17 protein-coding genes are annotated in these 21,480 nt (G+C 60.6%); 9 read left to right on the forward strand and 8 right to left on the reverse strand.

Annotated features, from left to right (window positions below):
* Window positions 1-13 precede the first annotated feature (13 nt).
* Window positions 14-1,465, forward strand: a complete 1,452-nt coding sequence (pyk, locus tag JFT81_RS17425) for a pyruvate kinase (RefSeq protein WP_201228284.1) — start codon at window positions 14-16, stop codon at window positions 1,463-1,465.
* Between the two features lie 182 nt (window positions 1,466-1,647).
* Here the strand turns inward: pyk and JFT81_RS17430 are convergent, their stop codons facing one another.
* The 3 genes from JFT81_RS17430 to JFT81_RS17440 all read right to left on the reverse strand — a co-directional run bounded on the left by JFT81_RS17430 (window position 1,648) and on the right by JFT81_RS17440 (window position 5,805).
* A complete protein-coding gene (locus tag JFT81_RS17430) occupies window positions 1,648-2,397 on the reverse strand; it encodes an enoyl-CoA hydratase-related protein (protein ID WP_201230575.1) in 750 nt (249 codons plus the stop codon).
* Between the two features lie 1,373 nt (window positions 2,398-3,770).
* Window positions 3,771-4,706, reverse strand: a complete 936-nt coding sequence (locus tag JFT81_RS17435) for an iron-sulfur-binding ferredoxin reductase (protein WP_201228285.1) — start codon at window positions 4,704-4,706, stop codon at window positions 3,771-3,773.
* Complete coding sequence (locus JFT81_RS17440) at window positions 4,699-5,805, reverse strand: diguanylate cyclase (RefSeq protein ID WP_201228286.1); 1,107 nt, start codon at window positions 5,803-5,805, stop codon at window positions 4,699-4,701. Before JFT81_RS17440 ends, JFT81_RS17435 begins: the two co-directional genes overlap by 8 nt.
* Before the next feature lie 576 nt (window positions 5,806-6,381).
* Here JFT81_RS17440 and JFT81_RS17445 point away from each other — a divergent pair.
* The 4 genes from JFT81_RS17445 to JFT81_RS17460 all read left to right on the forward strand — a co-directional run bounded on the left by JFT81_RS17445 (window position 6,382) and on the right by JFT81_RS17460 (window position 12,807).
* Complete coding sequence (locus JFT81_RS17445; RefSeq protein ID WP_007916251.1) at window positions 6,382-7,905, forward strand: fumarate hydratase; 1,524 nt, start codon at window positions 6,382-6,384, stop codon at window positions 7,903-7,905.
* Between the two features lie 198 nt (window positions 7,906-8,103).
* Window positions 8,104-9,864 carry an ATP-binding protein gene (locus tag JFT81_RS17450; protein ID WP_201228287.1) on the forward strand — a complete coding sequence of 587 codons (1,761 nt, stop codon included), beginning with the start codon at window positions 8,104-8,106 and terminating at the stop codon, window positions 9,862-9,864.
* Window positions 9,864-11,195 carry a sigma-54 dependent transcriptional regulator gene (locus JFT81_RS17455; RefSeq protein WP_201228288.1) on the forward strand — a complete coding sequence of 444 codons (1,332 nt, stop codon included), beginning with the start codon at window positions 9,864-9,866 and terminating at the stop codon, window positions 11,193-11,195. The genes JFT81_RS17450 and JFT81_RS17455 overlap by 1 nt, the downstream gene beginning before the upstream one ends.
* A 292-nt stretch (window positions 11,196-11,487) precedes the next feature.
* Window positions 11,488-12,807: an MFS transporter gene (locus tag JFT81_RS17460; protein WP_201228289.1), complete on the forward strand. Its 1,320-nt coding sequence runs from the start codon at window positions 11,488-11,490 to the stop codon at window positions 12,805-12,807.
* A gap of 131 nt (window positions 12,808-12,938) precedes the next feature.
* Here JFT81_RS17460 and JFT81_RS17465 read toward each other — a convergent pair whose 3' ends face one another.
* Window positions 12,939-13,697 (reverse strand): hypothetical protein, encoded by a 759-nt coding sequence (locus JFT81_RS17465; RefSeq protein WP_201228290.1) that lies wholly within the window; start codon window positions 13,695-13,697, stop codon window positions 12,939-12,941.
* A gap of 342 nt (window positions 13,698-14,039) precedes the next feature.
* Between JFT81_RS17465 and JFT81_RS17470 the strand changes: the two genes are divergently transcribed.
* Entirely contained in the window at window positions 14,040-14,294 is a 255-nt protein-coding gene (locus JFT81_RS17470; RefSeq protein ID WP_008080444.1) for a hypothetical protein, read from the forward strand.
* A 275-nt stretch (window positions 14,295-14,569) separates the two neighbouring features.
* Complete coding sequence (locus JFT81_RS17475; protein ID WP_201228291.1) at window positions 14,570-15,199, forward strand: flavin reductase family protein; 630 nt, start codon at window positions 14,570-14,572, stop codon at window positions 15,197-15,199.
* Window positions 15,200-15,203: 4 nt separating this feature from the next.
* Here the strand turns inward: JFT81_RS17475 and JFT81_RS17480 are convergent, their stop codons facing one another.
* Complete coding sequence (locus tag JFT81_RS17480) at window positions 15,204-15,446, reverse strand: hypothetical protein (RefSeq protein ID WP_201228292.1); 243 nt, start codon at window positions 15,444-15,446, stop codon at window positions 15,204-15,206.
* Between the two features lie 43 nt (window positions 15,447-15,489).
* Entirely contained in the window at window positions 15,490-15,843 is a 354-nt protein-coding gene (locus JFT81_RS17485; RefSeq protein WP_201228293.1) for an antibiotic biosynthesis monooxygenase family protein, read from the reverse strand.
* Window positions 15,844-16,211: 368 nt separating this feature from the next.
* On the opposite strand from JFT81_RS17485, the gene JFT81_RS17490 reads away from it, so the two are divergent.
* Window positions 16,212-17,141 carry an AraC family transcriptional regulator gene (locus JFT81_RS17490; protein ID WP_201228294.1) on the forward strand — a complete coding sequence of 310 codons (930 nt, stop codon included), beginning with the start codon at window positions 16,212-16,214 and terminating at the stop codon, window positions 17,139-17,141.
* A gap of 135 nt (window positions 17,142-17,276) precedes the next feature.
* Here JFT81_RS17490 and JFT81_RS17495 read toward each other — a convergent pair whose 3' ends face one another.
* On the reverse strand, window positions 17,277-18,725 hold the full coding sequence (locus JFT81_RS17495; RefSeq protein ID WP_201230576.1) for an aldehyde dehydrogenase family protein: 1,449 nt from the start codon (window positions 18,723-18,725) through the stop codon (window positions 17,277-17,279).
* Window positions 18,725-20,362, reverse strand: coding sequence for a 5-guanidino-2-oxopentanoate decarboxylase (locus tag JFT81_RS17500; RefSeq protein WP_201228295.1), 1,638 nt, complete (start codon window positions 20,360-20,362; stop codon window positions 18,725-18,727). The genes JFT81_RS17495 and JFT81_RS17500 overlap by 1 nt, the downstream gene beginning before the upstream one ends.
* A gap of 230 nt (window positions 20,363-20,592) precedes the next feature.
* Between JFT81_RS17500 and JFT81_RS17505 the strand changes: the two genes are divergently transcribed.
* Window positions 20,593-21,474, forward strand: a complete 882-nt coding sequence (locus tag JFT81_RS17505; RefSeq protein ID WP_201228296.1) for a LysR substrate-binding domain-containing protein — start codon at window positions 20,593-20,595, stop codon at window positions 21,472-21,474.
* Window positions 21,475-21,480 lie beyond the last annotated feature (6 nt).

A 21,480-nucleotide genomic window follows, 5' to 3' on the forward strand; every position in this document is an offset into this window, starting at 1 on the left:
CAGGAGTCTTTGCATGTCCGTCCGTCGTACCAAAATCGTCGCTACCCTTGGCCCGGCCAGTAACTCGCCGGAAGTTCTCGAACAGCTGATTCTGGCTGGTCTGGACGTCGCCCGTCTGAACTTCTCCCACGGCACCCCCGACGAGCACAAGGCTCGCGCGAAGCTGGTGCGTGACATTGCTGCCAAGCACGGCCGCTTCGTTGCCCTGTTGGGTGACCTGCAAGGCCCGAAAATTCGTATCGCCAAATTCGCCAACAAGAAGATCGAGCTGAAGATCGGTGACAAGTTCACCTTCTCCACCAGCCATCCGTTGACCGAAGGCAACCAGCAAGTGGTCGGCATCGACTACCCGGATCTGGTCAAGGACTGCGGCGTGGGCGACGAGCTGCTGCTCGACGACGGTCGTGTGGTCATGCGCGTTGATACCCAAACTGACGACGCATTGCATTGCACCGTGACCATCGGCGGCCCGCTGTCCGACCACAAAGGCATCAACCGTCGCGGCGGCGGTCTGACCGCTCCGGCCCTGACTGAAAAAGACAAGGCCGACATCAAGCTCGCCGCGGAAATGGAAGTCGACTACCTCGCTGTGTCCTTCCCGCGTGACGCTGCCGACATGAACTACGCCCGTCAACTGCGCGACGAAGCCGGCGGTACTGCCTGGCTGGTGGCGAAGATCGAACGCGCTGAAGCCGTGGCCGACGACGAAACCCTCGACGGTCTGATCCAGGCTTCCGACGCGGTGATGGTTGCCCGTGGTGACCTGGGTGTGGAAATCGGCGACGCCGAACTGGTGGGCATTCAGAAGAAAATCATTCTGCACGCACGCCGCCACAACAAGGCTGTGATCGTCGCGACCCAGATGATGGAGTCGATGATCCAGAACCCGATGCCAACCCGCGCCGAAGTGTCCGACGTGGCCAACGCCGTGCTCGACTACACCGACGCCGTGATGCTCTCGGCTGAATCCGCTGCGGGTCTGTACCCACTGGAAGCTGTGCAAGCGATGGCGCGCATCTGCGTCGGCGCTGAAAAGCACCCGACCGGCAAGACGTCCAGCCACCGTATCGGCAAAGTCTTCGAAAGCTGCGACCAGAGCATCGCGCTGGCGGCCATGTATACCGCCAACCACTTCCCGGGTGTGAAGGCGATCATCGCACTGACCGAAAGTGGCTACACGCCGTTGATCATGTCGCGCATCCGTTCGTCGGTGCCGATCTACGCGTTCTCCCCGCACCGCGAGACTCAAGCGCGCGCGGCGATGTTCCGAGGCGTGTACACCGTGCCGTTCGACCCGGCATCGCTGCCGCCGCACGAAGTCAGCCAGAAAGCGATCGACGAGCTGGTCAAGCGCGGCGTTGTGGAGAAAGGCGACTGGGTCATCCTGACCAAAGGCGACAGCTACCACACCACCGGTGGCACCAACGGCATGAAGATCCTGCACGTAGGCGACCCGCAGGTCTGAGTGATCGACCGCTGAAAAACAAAAGCCCCGGCATGTGAATGCCGGGGCTTTTTGTTTTCTGCTCCAAAGAATGTGTCGACTGATTCGACGCCATCGCGAGCAGGCTCACTCCTACAGGGGGACGCATTTCAACGATAGGAGTGAGCCTGCTCGCGATGGTGTCAATCCAGTCAGCGAACCTCTCAATGCCGCTTGATGAATCCGGTCAACGCCGCCAATGCTTCCGGCGATTTCAGGCGCTGGGTGAACAGCACGCCCTCCTCTTCGATCACTTTGCGGATCAGTTCGCGATCCGGCGTCTTCATCAGTTGTTTGCTGATGCGCACTGCTTCGGCTGGTAACTCGTCGAAACGCAATGCCATTTCCCGCGCCTTGCTCAACGCAGCAGCGCCGCTGCCCAGCGCCTCGGTCGCAATCCCCCACTGCGCAGCCTGTTCACCGCTGAAGCCTTCACCGAGCAACAACAACTCCGCCGCTTTGGCATGCCCGAGCAAGCGCGGCAGGATCAGACTGGAACCAAACTCCGGGCACAAACCAAGATTGACGAACGGCATGCGCAACCGTGCATCGCGGGCCACGTAGACCAGATCGCAATGCAGCAACAACGTGGTGCCGATGCCCACCGCCGCGCCGGCCACGGCGGCGATCACCGGTTTGCGGCATTCAAGCAGGTTGAGCATGAAATGAAACACCGGGCTGTCGAGGTCGCTTGGCGGTTGCTGGATGAAATCAGCGATGTCGTTGCCAGCGGTGAAGCACTCGGCGCTTCCGGTGATCAGCACAGCGTTGATTTCGGGGTCACTGTCGGCCTGCTTCAGCGCCTCGGCGAGGCGGCTGTACATGGCGCGGGTCAGGGCGTTTTTCTTGTCGGGGCGGTTGAGGCGCAGGGTGAGCAAACCGCGTTGGCGTTCCAGCAGGATGGCTTCGGTCATAAGCGTCACTCAACATTCCAGGCTGACAAAGTTTAGTGGCGAGGGGATTTATCCCCGCTGGGCTGCGCAGCGGCCCCAACATTTTGTGAGCGCTGCGCACTCAAACGGGGATGAATCCCCTCGCCACACAGTAGTTTCAGCGTTCAACCGCGACTGAGGAACACATCGGCCAGCGTTCGCGTTCCAGCAGCATGGCTTCGGTCATAAGCGTCAATCAACATTCCAGGCTGACAAAGTTTAGTGGCGAGGGGATTTATCCCCGCTGGGCTGCGCAGCGGCCCCAACATTTTGTGAGCGCTGCGCACTCAAACGGGGATGAATCCCCTCGCCACAGAGTAGTTTCAGCGTTCAACCACGACCGAGGAACACATTGGCCAGCGTTGGCGTTCCAACAGGATGGCTTCGGTCATAAGCGTCACGCAACATTCCAGGCTGACAAAGTTCAGTGGCGAGGGGATTTATCCCCGCTGGGCTGCACAGCGGCCCCAATATTTTGTGAGCGCTGCGCACTCAAACGGGGATGAATCCCCTCGCCACACAGTAGTTTCAGCGTTCAACCACGACTGAGGAACACATCGGCCAGCGTTCGCGTTCCGGCAGGATGGCTTCGGTCATAAGCGTCACTCAACATTCCAGGCTGACAAAGTTCAGTGGCGAGGGGATTTATCCCCGCTGGGCTGCGCAGCGGCCCCAACATTTTGTGAGCGCTGCGCACTCAAACGGGGATGAATCCCCTCGCCACAGAGTAGTTTCAGCGTTCAACCACGACTGAGGAACACATCGGCCAGCATTCGCGTTCCAGCAGGATGGCTTCGGTCATAAGCGTCACTCAACATTCCAGGCTGACATAGTTTAGTGGCGAGGGGATTTATCCCCGCTGGGCTGCACAGCGGCCCCAACATTTTGTGAGCGCTGCGCACTCAAACGGGGATGAATCCCCTCGCCACACAGTAGTTTCAGCGTTCAACCACGACTGAGGAACACATCGGCCAGCGTTGGCGTTCCAGCAGGATGGCTTCGGTCATGAGCGTCACTCAACATTCCAGGCTGACAAAGTTTAGTGGCGAGGGGATTTATCCCCGCTGGGCTGCGCAGCGGCCCCAACATTTTGTGAGCGCTGCGCACTCAAACGGGGATGAATCCCCTCGCCACACAGTAGTTTCAGCGTTCAACCACGACTGAGGAACACATCGGCCAGCGTTGGCGTTCCAGCAGGATGGCTTCGGTCACAAGCGTCACTCAACATTCCAGGCTGACAAAGTTCAGTGGCGAGGGGATTTATCCCCGCTGGGCTGCGCAGCGGCCCCAATATTTTGTGAGCGCTGCGCACTCAAACGGGGATGAATCGCCTCGCCACACAGTAGTTTCAGCGTTCAACCACGACTGAGGAACACATCGGCCAGCAGTTGATTGCGCGGCAGTCCGGCCAGGTACAGGCGCTTGGCAAAGGCGTCGACACTGGCGGTCGAACCGCAGACTAAGGCCAGGGTTTGTCGGGAGACAAGGCGCAGTTGCGCCAAAGCGGCGGCTGACTCGGCCGCCGTCCATAGATCGACACTCAGGTTTTCGCGCTGGGCGGCCAGTGCCGCAAGGGGTTTGGCCAGATAGTGCTCGCGCGCATCATGAGCCAGGTGAATGATGCGTATCGCGCCTTGGTGATCCTGGCGCAGAGCTTCGCGCAACACCCCGAACAATGGGCCCAATCCGGTGCCCGCCGCCAGCAGCCACAGCGGTCGGGTGTGCCAGTCCGGGTCGTAATGCAATGCGCCGCCACGCAGTTCGCCGAGGCGGACCGGGTCGCCGATCTGCAACCGCCGCGCCGCATCGCTGAACTCACCCGGCTCGCGGCAATCGAGGTGGAACTCAAGAAAGCGGTCTTCTTCCGGCAAGCTCGCCAACGAATAAGGCCGGGCGATGTGGTTGATCCACAGCACCAGATGTTGCCCGGCGCTGTAGCGCAATGGCCGTTGTGGGGTCAGGCGCAGACGCAGGACGTTGTCGCTGAGCCAGTCCAGTGCTTCGACCACCGCCGGGCGACCATCGGCGACCGGGTCAAAGGTGTGCACGTGCAAATCTTCAACCACCTGACACTGACAGGCCAGGCGCCAGCCCTGCTGCCGCTGCTCGGCGTTCAAGGCATCCGGACGATTGTCTGCCGGCAAGCCTTGTACGCACTGCACCAGACACGCGTGGCAACTGCCGGCGCGGCAGCTGTATGGCACGGCCACGCCGTTTTGATTGAGGGCATCGAGCAGATTGCTGCCCGGCGCCACCGACCACAGCCGCTCACCGACGCGAAGTTCAGGCATCGACGTTCTCCCACGCGGCCGCACAGCGATTGCGCCCGTCACGCTTGGCCCGATACAGCGCCTGATCGGCGCGCTGCAAAGCGTCGTCCAGATCATCACCCAAGGCCAACAGCGTCATACCGGCCGACAGGCTGAGATTGCGCACACTAAGGCCAATCAACTCAACATCGGTGAAGGCTATTCGCAAACGCTCACAGCAAGCGGTCAAGCGTTCGGCGTCGCAATCAGGCAGCAATACGACAAATTCTTCACCACCATAACGCGCCAGCACGTCGCCATCGCGCAGACACGCCTGCGCGACAGCGGCGAACGCCTGCAACACCTGGTCTCCGGCGGCATGGCCGTGCAGGTCGTTGATGCGCTTGAAATGGTCGAGGTCGATCAACGCCAGGCCATGCACCACATCGCTGTCCAGCGCATTCAGCTCACGTGAGGCCAGGCGCAGAAAGTGCCGGCGATTGAACAGCCCGGTCAGTTCGTCAGTGGCGACCAGGTCTTCGAGTTGGCGCATCATCCCGCGCAGCGTGTCCTGATGCGCCTGCAAGGCAAACCGGCGCTGGCGCATGCGTTGCCGCGAGGTCTGTACAAAGCGCGCGTAAAGCACCAGCCACGCCAGCACCATCGCCAGAATGCCCACCTGCAACGCAGCCAGCGCCGGCTCTGGCAGAAGAAAGTGGTAACCGTCCCAGAGCGTGATCGCGCAGAAACTGAAAAACACCATCAGCGCGCAGCGAATGAACGCGCGTCGACTGAGGTGAAACAGGCCAAACAGCAGGATAAGTACATAAAAAACCAGAAAAGCGCCGCGCGCCTCATCCAGATGAGCGATCAGCCAGGTCTGCCAGCCGAGGCCGAGCAGTACTTGCACTTCGGTCAGACTCGGGTCGGCGTAACGTTGGTTGCGGCCGGTCCAGAACATCACAAACAGGGCCGCCTGAGTGATCACCACCAGTGCGCTGCCGATGGCCACAGCACTGAGGGTCTGGTCGTAATGCCCGGTAAAAAACGCCAGCCACAGCAGCAGCAGAGCCAATCCGTAGGTGGCCGCAGCAAGGGCAAAACGTTTGAGCAGAAGACGTTGAATAGCGTTATGGGTCAATCGTTGACTCACCGTGCGATAGGAGGCTGACCGAGTGTCCTACTCTACAGACCGGCTGCCACTTTAGTGGCGTAGTCGATAAATGACCACCGATTTTCGGGCTCGAAATTTGACGTCAAAAGTGCGGCTGCAAAGCCCCTCACCCTAGCCCTCTCCCGGAGGGAGAGGGGACTGACCGTGTTGTTTATCCGATGTACACCGACCTGAAATACCGCGTCGAACTCAGGTTTGAACGGCATGAAGATCGGCTCCCTTTCCCCCTCGCCCCCTTGGGGGAGAGGGCTGGGGTGAGGGGGAAGATCTTGAACTGCAAACCCGACGTCCGATATTCGCCCACCCATGCGACCAACGAATGACTGCCGGCGCGTGTATGCCTCACCGAGGCGCGGTATACTGCCGCGCCTTTTTAGCGTCGCGCCAGCAGCCCCGGCGTGCCCGGCCCAAAGGGCCAGCTTCAAGTTGCAAGCTCCAAGCCGCCAGCTCAAGCAGTCCGCGTACTGCTTCAACTTGCCGCTCAAAGCTTGATGCTCAAAGCTGCCCCATAGAATGTTCCCGTCTTTTAGAGGAGCGCGACTCATGACCGTGATCAAGCAAGACGACCTGATTCAGAGCGTTGCCGACGCCCTGCAGTTCATTTCCTATTACCACCCCGTGGATTTCATCCAGGCGATGCACGAAGCCTACCTGCGCGAAGAATCGCCAGCAGCCCGTGACTCGATGGCGCAAATCCTGATCAACTCGCGCATGTGTGCCACCGGCCATCGCCCGATCTGCCAGGACACCGGTATCGTTACCGTGTTCGTGCGCGTCGGCATGGACGTGCGTTGGGATGGCGCCACCATGGGCCTGGACGACATGATCAACGAAGGCGTGCGTCGCGCCTACAACCTGCCGGAAAACGTCCTGCGTGCCTCGATCCTCGCCGACCCGGCGGGCGCTCGTAAAAACACCAAGGACAACACCCCGGCCGTCATTCACTACTCCATCGTCCCGGGCAACACCGTGGAAGTGGACGTGGCGGCCAAGGGCGGCGGTTCCGAGAACAAGTCGAAAATGGCCATGCTCAACCCGTCCGACTCGATCGTCGACTGGGTGCTGAAAACCGTTCCGACCATGGGTGCCGGCTGGTGCCCACCGGGCATGCTCGGTATTGGCATCGGCGGCACCGCCGAGAAAGCTGCAGTGATGGCCAAAGAAGTGTTGATGGAATCCATCGACATTCACGAGCTGAAAGCCCGTGGCCCACAGAACCGCATCGAAGAAATGCGTCTGGAGCTGTTCGAGAAGGTCAACCAGTTGGGCATCGGCGCCCAGGGCCTCGGTGGCCTGACCACCGTGCTCGACGTGAAGATCATGGATTACCCGACCCACGCAGCCTCGCTGCCGGTGTGCATGATCCCGAACTGCGCCGCCACCCGTCACGCGCACTTTGTGCTCGACGGTTCCGGCCCGGCCTCGCTGGAAGCGCCACCGCTGGACGCCTACCCGGAAATCGTCTGGGAAGCCGGCCCATCGGCCCGTCGCGTCAACCTCGACACCCTGACCCCGGAAGACGTGCAGAGCTGGAAGCCGGGCGAAACCGTCCTGCTCAACGGCAAAATGCTCACCGGTCGCGACGCTGCGCACAAGCGCATGGTCGAGATGCTCAACAAGGGTGAAACCCTGCCGGTAGACCTCAAAGGTCGCTTCATCTACTACGTCGGCCCGGTTGATCCGGTCGGTGACGAAGTGGTGGGCCCGGCAGGCCCGACCACCGCGACGCGGATGGACAAGTTCACCCGTCAGATCCTTGAGCAAACCGGCTTGCTGGGCATGATCGGCAAATCCGAGCGCGGCCCGACCGCGATCGAAGCGATCAAGGACAACAAAGCCGTGTACCTGATGGCCGTCGGCGGCGCTGCTTACCTGGTCGCGCAAGCGATCAAGAAGTCGAAAGTGCTGGCGTTTGCCGAACTGGGCATGGAAGCGATCTACGAGTTCGAGGTCAAGGACATGCCGGTCACCGTTGCGGTGGACAGCAAAGGTGAGTCGGTACACATCACCGGCCCGGCGATCTGGCAGCAGAAGATCAGCGAAAGCCTGGCGGTAGAAGTGCAGTAAGCGCTTACTCTGCAAATAAGGCCGGTACATTGAAAGGTGTTCCGGCCTTTTTAATTCATCAAATTAAATTGTTATGTCGCGTTCATACCCATTTCGCGGTTTTAGGTATAAGCGAGTGAGTTTTTCGTAAGGCCCACACTGTCCGCGCACGATGGCATGCTATGGTGCGCGCTCGAATTTTCGACTGCCTATCACGCCATGCCTGCGACTTCCCGTACCTTGCGCCTGTCGTTGTATACCCTGCTGATCATCGCCGGTGCGGCCCTTGCCGCCACGCTTGCCATCCGCCACGCCGAGCGTCAGGCGATGGTCGAGGACGCGGCTCGCGCCAACCAGCAACTGGCGTTGTATGCCAACTCGCTGCACACCCTGATTGATCGCTACCGCGCCCTCCCCGCCGTACTCGCGCTGGACCCGCAATTGCGAGCAGCGTTGGCCGGCCCGGTCGATGCAGAGCAGCAAGCGGCACTCAATCTGAAACTGGAAAAGATCAACGGCGCGGCGCAGTCCTCGACCCTTGAACTGCTCGATCACACCGGCCTGGCCGTGGCGGCGAGCAACTGGCGTTTGCCGAGCAGTTACGTCGGTCACAACTATGGCTTCCGCCCGTATTTCAGCCAGACCCGCACTCAGGGTTCCGGGCGTTTTTATGCCGTGGGCGTGACGAGTGGGATTCCCGGTTATTTTCTCTCCAGCGCGGTGCTCGGCGACCACGACGAGTTCCTCGGGGCGATGGTAGTCAAGCTGGAATTCCCCGAGCTGGAACGTGAGTGGAGCCAGGGCAGCGACACCCTGCTGGTCAGCGATGCGCGCGGCATTATCTTTATCGCCAATCAGCCCGGTTGGCGCTATCGCCTGCTGCGCCCGTTGAGCGCCGCCGATCATGCCGACATCAAAGCCACGCGGCAGTACGACAAACAAGCGTTGGCCCCTTTGACGCATCTGTCGTTGCGCCGCTTCGATGACAACAGCGATCTGCGTCGCGTCGAAGGCCCTGAAGGCACGGCGGATTACCTGTGGGAATCATTGCCGCTGACCGCCGAAGGCTGGACGTTGCATCTGCTGCGGCATCCGCAGGTGGCCTTCGAAGACTTGCGCAACGCCGGGCTCGCCGCTGCCGGCGTGTGGCTGGCGCTGGTGTTTCTGTTGCTGTTCCTCAACCAGCGCTGGCGTCTGGCGAAGCTGCGCCAGCGCAGCCGTGAAGAGCTGGAGCAACTGGTCGAAGAACGCACCCGCGATTTGCGCACGGCGCAGGACGGTCTGGTGCAATCGGCCAAACTCGCGGCGCTGGGGCAAATGTCCGCGGCGCTGGCCCACGAGATCAATCAACCGCTGACCGCGCAGCGCATGCAACTGGCGACCCTGCGCCTGCTGCTCGATCATGGCCGCGTCGACGATGCCTACAAGGCGTTGAAACCGGTAGATGACATGCTCACGCGGATGGCAGCCCTCACCGGCCATCTGAAAACCTTCGCCCGCAAGAGCCCAAGCGGATTGCGCGAGCGTCTGGATCTGGCGACGGTAGTCGATCAATCCCTGCAACTGCTCGACGCGCGGATGCGCGATGAACAAGTCAGCCTGGTGCTGCACCTGACGCGTCCGGCGTGGGTGCGCGGGGACGCGATTCGCCTCGAACAGGTGCTGATCAATCTGCTGCGCAACGCCCTCGACGCCTTGCAGGGCAAGCCGTGCAAACGTCTGGAAATACGTCTGGAGGCCGACGAGCAACTATGGCGACTGAGCGTCAGCGACAATGGCGGCGGCATCGCCGAAGAACATCTGAACCAGGTGTTTGATCCGTTCTTCACCACCAAACCGGTAGGCGACGGCCTGGGTCTTGGGCTGGCGGTATCCTTCGCTATCGTGCATGAATCCGGCGGGCGCTTAAGCGCAGAGAATGGCGACAGTGGCGCGGTGTTCAGCCTGACCTTGCCGATCGATCTGGAGGCGCATATCTGATGCTCAATTCGGTGATGGTGGTCGATGACGAAAGCAGCATTCGCAACGCGGTAGAGCAGTGGCTGAGCCTGTCGGGGTTCGAGGTGCAGTTGTTCAGTCGCGCTGAAGAATGCCTCGCCGCCCTGCCCGCGCACTATGCCGGGGTGATCCTCAGCGACGTGCGCATGCCCGGTATCGGCGGGCTGGCGTTGTTGGCTGAAGTGCACAAGCGCGACGCCGATCTGCCGGTGATTCTGCTCACTGGCCACGGCGATGTGCCGATGGCGGTCGAAGCGATGCGAGATGGCGCCTACGACTTCCTGGAAAAACCGTTCAGCCCGCAAACCCTGCTGGGCAGCTTGCGCCGGGCCCTCGACAAACGCCGCCTGGTCCTGGAAAACCGTGCCCTGCACGAGCAGGCCGACAACCGCGCCAAACTCGACACGACGCTGCTGGGGGTTTCCCGTGGCTTGCAGACGCTGCGTCGGCAGGTGCTGGATCTGGCGGGGCTGCCGGTCAATGTGCTGATCCGTGGCGAGACCGGCAGCGGCAAGGAACTGGTTGCCCGTTGTCTGCATGATTTCGGTCCACGGGCGGACAAGCCCTTTGTGGCGCTGAACTGTGCGGCGATCCCTGAGCAATTGTTCGAGGCCGAGTTGTTCGGACATGAGAGTGGCGCCTTTACCGGCGCCTCCGGCAAGCGCATCGGCAAACTCGAATACGCCGATGGCGGCACACTGTTTCTCGACGAAATCGAAAGCATGCCGCTGGCCCAGCAAGTGAAACTGCTGCGGGTATTGCAAGAACAGAAACTTGAGCGATTGGGCTCGAATCAGAGTATTCGCGTGGACCTGCGGATCGTCGCGGCGACCAAACCCGACTTGCTCGACGAAGCCCGCGCCGGACGCTTTCGTGAGGATCTGGCGTATCGACTGAACGTCGCCGAACTGCGTTTGCCGCCGCTGCGGGAGCGGCGTGAAGACATTCCGTTGCTGTTCGAGAACTTTGCCCAGAGTGCGGCGCAGCGCCTCGGCCGGACTTTCCCGCCGCTAACGGGCGCGCAGTTGAGTCATCTGCTCAGCCATGACTGGCCGGGCAACGTGCGTGAACTGGCCAACGTCGCCGAACGCCAGGTGCTGGGGCTGGATGAGCCGTCGCCAGGGATTGATCCCGGCCAGTCGCTCGCGGCGCAGCAGGAGGCATTTGAAGCGCAGTGCTTGCGCGCGGCGCTGACGCGGCACAAGGGCGATGTGAAAGCGGTGCTTGAAGAACTGCAACTGCCGCGCCGGACCTTCAATGAAAAGATGCAGCGGCATGGGTTGAGTCGGGAGATGTTTGTTTCAGGCAGCTGAGTTTTTCAGCGCATTATCCGGCGTCTTCGCGAACAGGCTCGCTCCCACCTTGGAAATGCATTTCCCTGTGGGAGCGAGCCTGCTCGCGAAGACGTCAGCAGATCCCCGCAAATGCTCAGATGCATAAGCAAATTTCCGCTCACCAGTAGTGCCCCATAAGCGGATTTCCGCTCAGCAAACTCCCTCACCCCCTCTAAACCGGCCTTCTCCCCGTTGGCACAGCTCCTGCTATAGCCCCCACAGGCTGCGTTTCTACGCGCTCCACAAAAACAATTAAACGAAGGATCCTTCAATGGATAACTCCAACGCCCTGCCCCTTGGGTCGGCTGCCGTGCCCGCCAAAGAAAGAACCACCGCCAACCGAATCAAATCGATCTTCAGCGGCTCCGTCGGCAACATGGTCGAGTGGTACGACTGGTACGTTTATGCCGCCTTCTCGCTGTACTTCGCCAAAGCCTTTTTCCCTAAAGGCGACACAACCGCCCAACTGCTGAACACCGCTGCGATTTTCGCCGTGGGTTTCCTGATGCGTCCGATCGGCGGCTGGCTGATGGGCTTGTACGCTGACAAGGTCGGCCGCAAGAAAGCCCTGATGGCCTCGGTTTACCTGATGTGCTTCGGCTCGCTGATCATCGCGCTGAGCCCTGGTTACGAAACCATCGGTGTCGGCGCGCCAGTCCTGCTGGTGTTTGCGCGACTGCTGCAGGGCCTGTCGGTCGGCGGCGAATACGGCACCTCGGCAACCTATCTCTCGGAGATGGCGACCAAAGAGCGTCGCGGCTTCTTCTCCAGCTTCCAGTACGTGACATTGATCTCCGGGCAGCTCATCGCGCTGGGCGTGCTGATCGTGCTGCAGAACTTCCTCACCACCGAAGAGCTGTACGCGTGGGGCTGGCGTATTCCGTTTGCGATCGGCGCGCTGTGCGCAGTCGTGGCGCTGTATCTGCGTCGCGGCATGGAAGAAACCGAGTCGTTCACCAAGAAAGAGAAGTCCAAGGAAAGCGCGATGCGCACCTTGCTGCGTCACCCGAAAGAGTTGCTGACCGTGGTCGGCCTGACCATGGGTGGCACCCTGGCGTTCTACACCTACACCACGTACATGCAAAAGTATCTGGTGAACACCGTCGGCATGAGCATCTCCGACTCGACCACCATTTCCGCTGCCACGCTGTTCCTGTTCATGTGCCTGCAACCGATCATCGGTGGCCTGTCGGACAAGATCGGTCGTCGCCCGATCCTGATCGCCTTCGGCGTGCTGGGAACGATTTTCACCGTGCCGATCCTGATGACCCTGCACACCATTCAGACCTGGTGGGGTGCGTTCTTCCTGATCATGGCGGCGCTGATCATCGTCAGCGGTTACACCTCGATCAATGCCGTGGTGAAGGCTGAACTGTTCCCGACCGAAATCCGCGCACTGGGCGTTGGCCTGCCGTACGCGCTGACCGTGTCGATCTTCGGCGGTACTGCCGAATACATCGCGCTGTGGTTCAAGAGCATCGGCATGGAAACCGGTTACTACTGGTATGTCACGGCTTGTATTGCCGTGTCGTTGCTGGTGTACGTGACCATGAAGGACACCCAGAAGCATTCGCGCATCGTGACTGACTGATCGGGTTTTCACAGCCACTGCAACGGTGGCTGTGATGGCCTCTTCGCGAGCAAGCTCGGCTCCTACATGAATCTGAGAACGACACATCCCTTGTAGGAGCAAAGCTTGCTCGCGATGCGGCCAACGCGATATCAGCTCAGTGCGGAGGACGTCGCCTGCTTGCCGTAGCGCTTCTGCGCATACGAAGCGCCAACGACCATCACCAGCAGAATCCCCGCCAGCACCGCTGACGATCCAATGGTGCCAAAGTCCAGCCCGCCCTTTTCATGGGGCTTGGTCATCAGGTCGCCCAGGGTCGCGCCAAACGGCCGGGTCAGCACGAACGCCAGCCAGAACAACAGCACCGTCGAAATCTTCGTGAAGTATTTGAGCAGCACGACCACCGCGATGGTCGAGCCAATCAGCAGCGCGCCACCGGCAAAACCCAGCCCTGAATCATCGGCCAGATAATCACCCAGCGCCGTGCCGAGGGTGTTGGAAAACAGAATCGCCATCCAATAGAACATCTCCCCACGAAAGCTCTGCACCTTGCTGACATTCAGCGAATCGCCACTCAGGCGCCACGCGGCGAAGATCGCCAGCAGAATGGCGATGAGAATCATCGAACCGGTGGCGTAACCCAGGCCAAGGGTACGATCCATGAAGTCCGACATGGTGGTGCCGGCGGTGCTGGTCGAGAGGATCACGATCCAGTACAGCAGCGGCTTGTAAGTCTTGGCCATCAATTGCGTGATCAGCGTCAGCACGAACACGCTGATCAGAATCAGCGAACTGATCGCGTAACCGACATTGAGCGTCATCGACAACAAATCCCCCGCGGTTTCCCCGAGAGTCGTCGCGCAGATTTTCATGACCCAGAAGGCCAGGGTGATTTGAGGAAGTTTATTCATCGCAGGTAACGCTCCAGTGTGTGACGGCCGGTTGTTGGTTTTCTGGCCGAGGGCAGACTGGCGTTGTGGCGGTGAAAAAGCGGTCGGCAAAGCATGAAAAATCTGTCACACGCGGCGAAACCGCGATTAATCGCGAATTAATGCTCGCGCGGCATCCTGCACCTACCTGATCGATGACCTGCGCGACGTTCGCTCCAACGACGAAAGCGAATTAAATACGCCGCCCTTAATATCAAGTTAATCGATTGTTTTTAGCATTATTTTGCGCTTTTCAATCAATTTAGTTGGCGTAGCATAAAACCCATGCAAGACACACCCGCCAACGAATCTGGAGTCACGAACATGAAAACCAAACTGATCCTCGCTTTCGCCCTGTCGGTACTGGCTGCCAACACCTTCGCCGCAGACGGTTACGACCGCACCGGTTCCGCCGTTGCCGCCGATGGTTATGACCGCACCGGTTCCGCCACTGTCGCTGAAGACGGCTATGACCGTACCGGCTCCGCAACTTTCGCTGAAGATGGCTACGATCGCACCGGCTCCGCAACTTTCGCCGCCGACGGTTATGACCGCACGCAATCCGCTGCCATCAGCTAACCCCCTGCTTAAAAACGCACAGCCCGGCTTCGGCCGGGCTTAGTCATTTCTGGGGGAATGATATTTTTTAGCTCAGCACAAAGACCTGTGGGAGCTGGCTTGCCAGCGATGGCGATCTGTCAGTCGACATTTACATCGGCTGAAAACATGCCATCGCTGGCAAGCCAGCTCCCACAGGGTTTTGATTGGATGGAATATCAGTGCCTGACTGGAAATTGTTTGATCGTGCTTGCACTATTGGCCACCTGATCCAGCCATCTCCAAGAGCCCCAGCCATGCCCGATGACATCCACTTCTACGAACCCGCCAATGGCCACGGCCTGCCCCACGATCCGTTCAACGCCATCGTCGGCCCGCGCCCTATTGGCTGGATCTCTTCGCAGGATGCCAATGGCCAGCTCAATCTGGCGCCGTACAGCTTCTTCAACGCCTTCAACTACATTCCGCCGATCATTGGTTTTTCCAGCGTCGGGCGCAAAGACAGCCTGAACAACATCGAGCAGACCGGCGAATTCGCCTGGAACCTCGCCACTCGCCCATTGGCCGAGCAGATGAACCAGAGCTGCGCGATGGTCGCGCCTGAGGTCAACGAATTTGAATTGGCGGGATTGACGACCGTCGCGTCAAAAGTGATTTCGGTGCCACGGGTCGCCGAAAGCCCGGTGTCCTTTGAATGCAAGGTCACGCAGATCATTCAGTTGCAGCGCGCCGATGGCGAAACCGTGCCGAGCTGGTTGATCCTCGGTGAAGTGGTCGCCGTGCATATCGCCAAATGGCTGTTGAAGGACGGCATCTACGACACCGCCGCGGCAGAACCGATTCTGCGCGGCGGCGGGCCGGCGGACTATTTCCAGCTGGGGCCCGAGGCCCTGTTCAAGATGTGGCGTCCGGGCGCAAACGAGTAAGGCGTTACCAGATCAACTCGGCGTCAGCAGTGACGCCCTGCAAACGGTCCAGCTCTTGGGTGGCAGCTTCATCGGCGGCGATGGCGCCGGGGAAGATCTGATCATTCAGCAGTTTGTGAAAGCGTGGTGCACCGCCATCGACCAGGGCCTTGACCGCGATTGCCGCGTGATAACCCTTGTTGCCGCCCAACTCGACGGGGACGACTGCGGAGACTGCTTCGAAGTGTTCGAACTCTTTACGTGCCATGTCACAGATCCCGGCTCAGACAAATAAGCCGGACATTAAACCCTCAACCGGCGAGTTTGTGTACCGGCGCCGGGCATTGACCGAGGGCTTGCGCGGCCGACACGTCCTTGAAGGTGTGGAAGTCGAGGCTGTTGACCACCAGTTCCTGCACCAGCTCGGCGAAAATTTCCATCGACGGGCTGTTGAAGTAGTTGGTCATCATCTGCTGACTGCTCCAGAACCCGGAGACCAGCCACAACTCGGGATCACACTGCGAATGCTGCAAGGCAAAACTCAGGCAACCGGGGGCGGCGCGAGACGGATCGATCAATGCGCTCAGGCGCACACCGAGTTCCGCCGAACGCCCGGCGCGCGCTCGGACGAAGGCCATATGACTGACGGGAATCTGCTTGGACATGTTCAACCCTCCCAGGGAGTCGCGTGGCAGCCGGGTGGAGGCTGCGACAGGATCCAAGGTTAAGGGCCGCGCGCCAGGCGCCGTTAGTCGATTCCTGCCGCCGCGTTGCACAATCCTGCGAGACTTGCCTGAACCTGATTTGACACACATCCCATGTAGGCGCTGCCGCAGGCTGCGATCTTTTGACCTTAAAGACAAAAATCAAAGGATCGCAGCCTTCGGCAGCTCCTACAGGTGGGCGTCGCGTCGATGTTGAGCAATAGCGCGGTGCAGAATCAGGCAAGCATTTCGCAGGATGTGTCTACCGCTTGCGCTTGCACAAACATATGCTCTGCCCCATTCCACCTCCCCTGCCGAGGATGCCGTGCATGACGTCATTCGATCGTTTTCAAGCCGAACCCACTGCTGACATGGAAAAGCAGCGCGCGGAACTGGCGGCGATCATCCGCCGCAACACCACGGACGATGGCAGCTACGCGACCGCCATCGGTTCGCTGTACATGTCACGCCACACCCAATCCCACGACTTTGCCCCGGTGCTCGCGCAACCGGCGCTGTGCATCATGGCGCAAGGTCGCAAAGAGGTGCGGCTGGCCGATGAGTACTTCAATTACGATCCGTTGAATTATCTGGTGGTGTCGGTTTCGATGCCGCTGAGCGGGCGCGTGGTTAACGTGTCGCCGGAGAATCCGATCCTCGCCGTGCGCCTGGACATCGACCCGGCAGAAATCACCGCGCTGATCGCCGACGCCGGCCCCATGGGCGTGCCGACGCGCCCGACCGGGCGTGGTTTGTATGTCGAGCAGATCGACAGTTCGATGCTCGATGCGGTGCTGCGTCTGGCGCGCCTGCTCGATGCGCCGAAAGACATCGCCATGCTCGCGCCGCTGATTCGCCGGGAGATTCTCTACCGTCTGCTGCGCAGCCCGCAGGGCCATCGTTTGTATGAGATTGCGATTGCCAACAGCCAGAGCCATCGCATCAGCCAGGCGATCAAATGGCTCAACGGCAACTTTGAACAGCCGCTGCGTATTGATGATTTGGCCAAAGAAGTGAATCTGAGCGTGTCGACGCTGCATCACCGGTTCAAGGCGATGACGGCAATGAGTCCGTTGCAGTATCAGAAGCAGTTGCGCCTGCAAGAGGCGCGGCGGTTGATGCTCGCCGAAGGGCTGGAAGCGTCGGCAGCGGGGTATCGGGTGGGGTATGAAAGTCCGTCGCAATTCAGCCGCGAGTACAGCCGGTTGTTTGGGGCGCCGCCGTTAAGGGATTTGGCGCGGTTGCGTCTGTCTGTCTGATCCGGAATTTTTATGGCGGCTGAAGGCCTCTTCGCGAGCAAGCTCGGCTCCTACAAAGTTATGTGAACAACATAAATTCCCGTAGGAGCATAGCTTGCTCGCGATGAGGCCAGTCCAGCCCATACATCTCTGTGATCAGACCGCCCGGATCACATGCTTGATCTCCTGAAACGCTGCCAACCCCCAAGGCCCCAGTTCGCGGCCAATGCTGCTCTGCTTGTACCCGCCCCACGCCGCCTGCGGGAAAATCACTTGCGGTGCATTGACCCACACCAGCCCCGCCTGTAACGCATTGGCCACACGATCCGCCGCTACAGCATCAGCCGTCACCACACTCGCCACCAAACCAAACGGCGTGTCATTGGCCAGCACAATCGCCTTGGCCTCACTGCTGAAACTGCGCACGCAAACCACCGGGCCGAAAATCTCTTCACACCACAGCGCACTGTCCAGCGGCACGTCGGTGAACACCGTCGGCTGCAAGAAGTAGCCGCGTGGCAGATCTGTCGGGCGATTGCCGCCGCAGATCAATCGCGCACCGGCACTCAGTCCACGGTCAATGTGCCCGAGCACTCGCTGGTACTGCGCCTGATTGACCAGCGCGCCCATTTCCACGTCAGCATCGAACGGATCGGCGACACGAATGGCCTGCGCACGCTTCTGTAGCCGACGCAGAAACTCCTCTTCCAGCTCATCAGCAACCAACACACGACTGGTGGCCGAGCACATCTGCCCGGCGTTGAAAAAGGCGCCGCCGCAGGCCAGCTCAACCGCCAAATCGATGTCCGCATCCGCCAGCACCAGCAGCGAGGATTTGCCGCCCAGTTCCAGGCTCACGCCCTTCACCGTTTCCGCCGCGCGCTGCATCACCTGCACGCCGACTGCGTTGCTGCCGGTAAAGGAAATCCTGGCGACACGCGGGTCCGCCGACAACGGCGCACCCACCGCCAGCCCCGTGCCGCAAACCAGATTGAACACGCCATTGGGCAGACCCGATTCAGCGATGATCGCCGCCAGTTCCAGCTCCGGCAGCGGCGTGACTTCCGAAGGCTTGAGCACCACGCAGCAACCCGCCGCCAGCGCTGGCGCCAGTTTCCACGCGGTGGTGACCATGGGGAAATTCCACGGCACGATCAGCCCGACCACACCGCACGGCTCACGGCGAAGGCGTGCGCTGAAATCATCGCTGGGCAGCGGCACGTTGCTGTCCTGTTTCGCGTCGAGGCCTTCAGCGAGTTCGGCGTAATACTCGAACGTGGCGATGACATCGTCGACGTCGATAGCCGCTTCGAATTGCGGTTTGCCGTTGTTGCTCGACTGCAACTTCATCAAATGCTCGCGACCGTCGCGCACGCCGTTGGCGATGTTGCGCAGGATCGCGCCGCGCTCAGCGCCCGTGGTTTGCGACCAGCGCTTGAACGCCTCGCTGGCAGCCGCGATGGCTTGGTCGACCGCTTGCTCGTCACCGCCATTGACGGTGGTCAGCAGCGCTTCGGTGGCCGGGTTGATCACGCGCAGATGCTCGCGACCGGCAGACCATTGGCCGTTGATGTAGAGGCCATCGAGTGTGGTTGGGAAATTGATCATTGCGCCACCGCCTTCATCCATTGGGTCTGGTCGATTTCAATCAGGGTCGGGCCCTGCCGATCGGTTGCACAACGCAAGGCGCTGCGCAGTTGTTCGATGCTGCTGATGGCTTCGGCCGCGCAACCGAGGCCCTTGGCCACAGCGACAAAATCCGGGGTGTAGATGTCGACGCCGACCGGTTCGATGGCGCGGTTGACCATGTACTTTTTGATTTCTTCGTAGCCCTGGTTATTCCACAGCAGGACGATCACCGGTACCCGCGCTTCGACGGCGCTGGCCAGTTCCGGGAGGGTGAATTGCAAGCCGCCGTCGCCGATCAGGCACACCACCGGCGGGCGCGCGCCTTTGTCGAGTTGGCCACCGAGCCAGGCGCCAATCGCAGCGGGCAAGGCGTAACCGAGGGTGCCGTAACCGGTCGAGGCGTTGAACCAGCGACGCGGGTGATCGGGGTTGAAGGTCAGGTTGCCGGTGTACACCGGTTGCGTGGAGTCGCCGACGAACACCGCGTTCGGCAGTTCATCGAGCACGGTGTCGAGGAAACGGGTTTGCGCGAGGGTCGGTACGTCCCAGCTCGCGGCCAGTTCAGCGCGCAATTTGCCGGCGCGGGCCTGACCCCAATCGCTGCTGCGCTCATTGAGTTTTTCCTGGGACAGCGTGTTCAGCAAGGCTTGTGCAGCGTTGCGTGCATCGGCCACCAGCGCCAGGTGCGGCGGGTAGTTGCGCACGGTCTGGTCGGCGTCGATATCGATGCGCAGCAGTTTGCCGGGAATCTCGAAACCGCCGGCGAAGGTCACGTCGTAATCGGTCTCGGCCAGTTCGGTGCCGATGGCCAGCACCACGTCGGCATCAGCGACCAGCGCGCGGGTTGCGACCAGTGTCTGGGTCGAGCCGATCAGCAGCGGATGGTTGCCCGGCAGCATGCCTTTGGCATTGATGGTCAGCGCCACCGGCGCGTCGAGCAGCTCGGCAAGTCGGGTCAATTCCGGCGCTGCGTCGATGGCACCGCCGCCCGCCAGAATCAGTGGACGTTTGGCCTCGGCCAGCAGCTCGCTCATGCGTTTGACGGCACTCGGTGCAGCACCGGCGCGGTCAATGTTGACCGGGACACTGGCGAGCAACTCATCGGCGTTTTCGACCAACACGTCCAACGGAATTTCGATGTGCACCGGACGCGGACGGCCGGCCTGGAACAGCGCAAACGCGCGAGCCAACACCGCCGGCAATTCAGCCGCCGACATCAGCGTGTGAGAAAACGCTGCGACACCGCCAACCAACGCACTCTGGTTCGGCAATTCATGCAGCTTGCCGCGACCGCCGCCCAACTGACTGCGCGACTGCACGCTGGAAATCACCAGCATCGGGATCGAATCGGCGTAGGCCTGGCCCATGGCGGTGGTGATGTTGGTCATCCCCGGGCCGGTGATGATGAAGCACACGCCCGGTTTACCGCTGGTGCGCGCGTAACCGTCGGCCATGAAACCGGCGCCCTGCTCATGCCGGGGCGTGACATGACGAATGCTCGAACGGGCCAGCCCGCGATACAGCTCCACGGTATGTACGCCAGGAATGCCGAACACCTGCTCGACCCCATAACCTTCAAGTAACTTGACCAGTACTTCGCCACACGTCGCCATGTCGATTGCCCTTGCATATTCATTGAAGACACAAGGCTTTGTGTAGGAGTGAGCCTGCTCGCGATAGCGGTAGATCAGTCACTGCGAATGCTGGATGTGATGACGCCATCGCGAGCAGGCTCACTCCTACTTAAAAGCCCTTCATGGGTTCATTGAACGGTTGCCAGGTAGCCGCAACAATCGATTAAAAGTCATACTAGCCATGTCCTCACGTCATACCTTGGATCCACATGAAGCGCCTGCCTCCCCTACCCGCTCTGCACACGTTCTGGATTACCGCGCAGTGCTGCAACTTCACCCGCGCTGCCGAGCAACTGCACATCACTCAAGGTGCGGTGAGCCGCCAGATCGCCGGGCTGGAGGAGCATCTCGGTTATCCGTTGTTCATTCGTCTGGCGCGAGGTCTGGCGCTGACGGCCGAAGGTCGTGAGTGGCTGCCGCGAGTGCAGCAGGTCTTCGCTCTGATCAGCGAAGCGACCGAGCAGATCGGTCTCAAGCGTGAAACCCTGCAACTCAAGGCACCGAGCTGCGTGATGCGCTGGCTGTTACCGCGTTTGCTGCAATGGCAAAAGGAACGCCCCGACGTGCCGGTCAAACTCACGGCGTCGTTACAACACGGTGTCGATTTCCAGCGCGAGCAGTTCGACGCGGCGGTGATCTACGGCCCGCCGCCGGACAACGCACCGGGGGCATTGCACCTGTTTGATGAGCAATTGACGCCGGTGTGTTCGCCGCTGCTGCTCAAAGGTACGCCAACGCTGAATACGCCCGCGGACCTGCAACAGCATCTGTTATTGCACCCGACTCACGATATTCAGGACTGGTCGGTGTGGCTGAACGCTGCCGAGCTGCAGTTGAACAACATCAGCAGCGGCCAGCATTTCGAAACGCTAGATCAGGCGATGTCGATGGCGTCGCACGGGACGGGAGTCGCCATTGGCGATTGGTCGTTGATTGGCGATGACTTGCGCGCGGGGCGGCTGGTGATGCCGTTTGATTTGAAGGTGAAGACAGGGTTGGCGTATTACCTGGTTTTACCGCCAGCAGTCGAGCCGTCGCCACCGCTCGAAGAGCTGATGATCTGGCTGGTAGAACAAGCCCACACCCGCTGAACACAA

The sequence above is a fragment of the Pseudomonas sp. TH43 genome, assembly GCF_016650635.1.
Taxonomy (GTDB): Bacteria; Pseudomonadota; Gammaproteobacteria; order Pseudomonadales; family Pseudomonadaceae; genus Aquipseudomonas.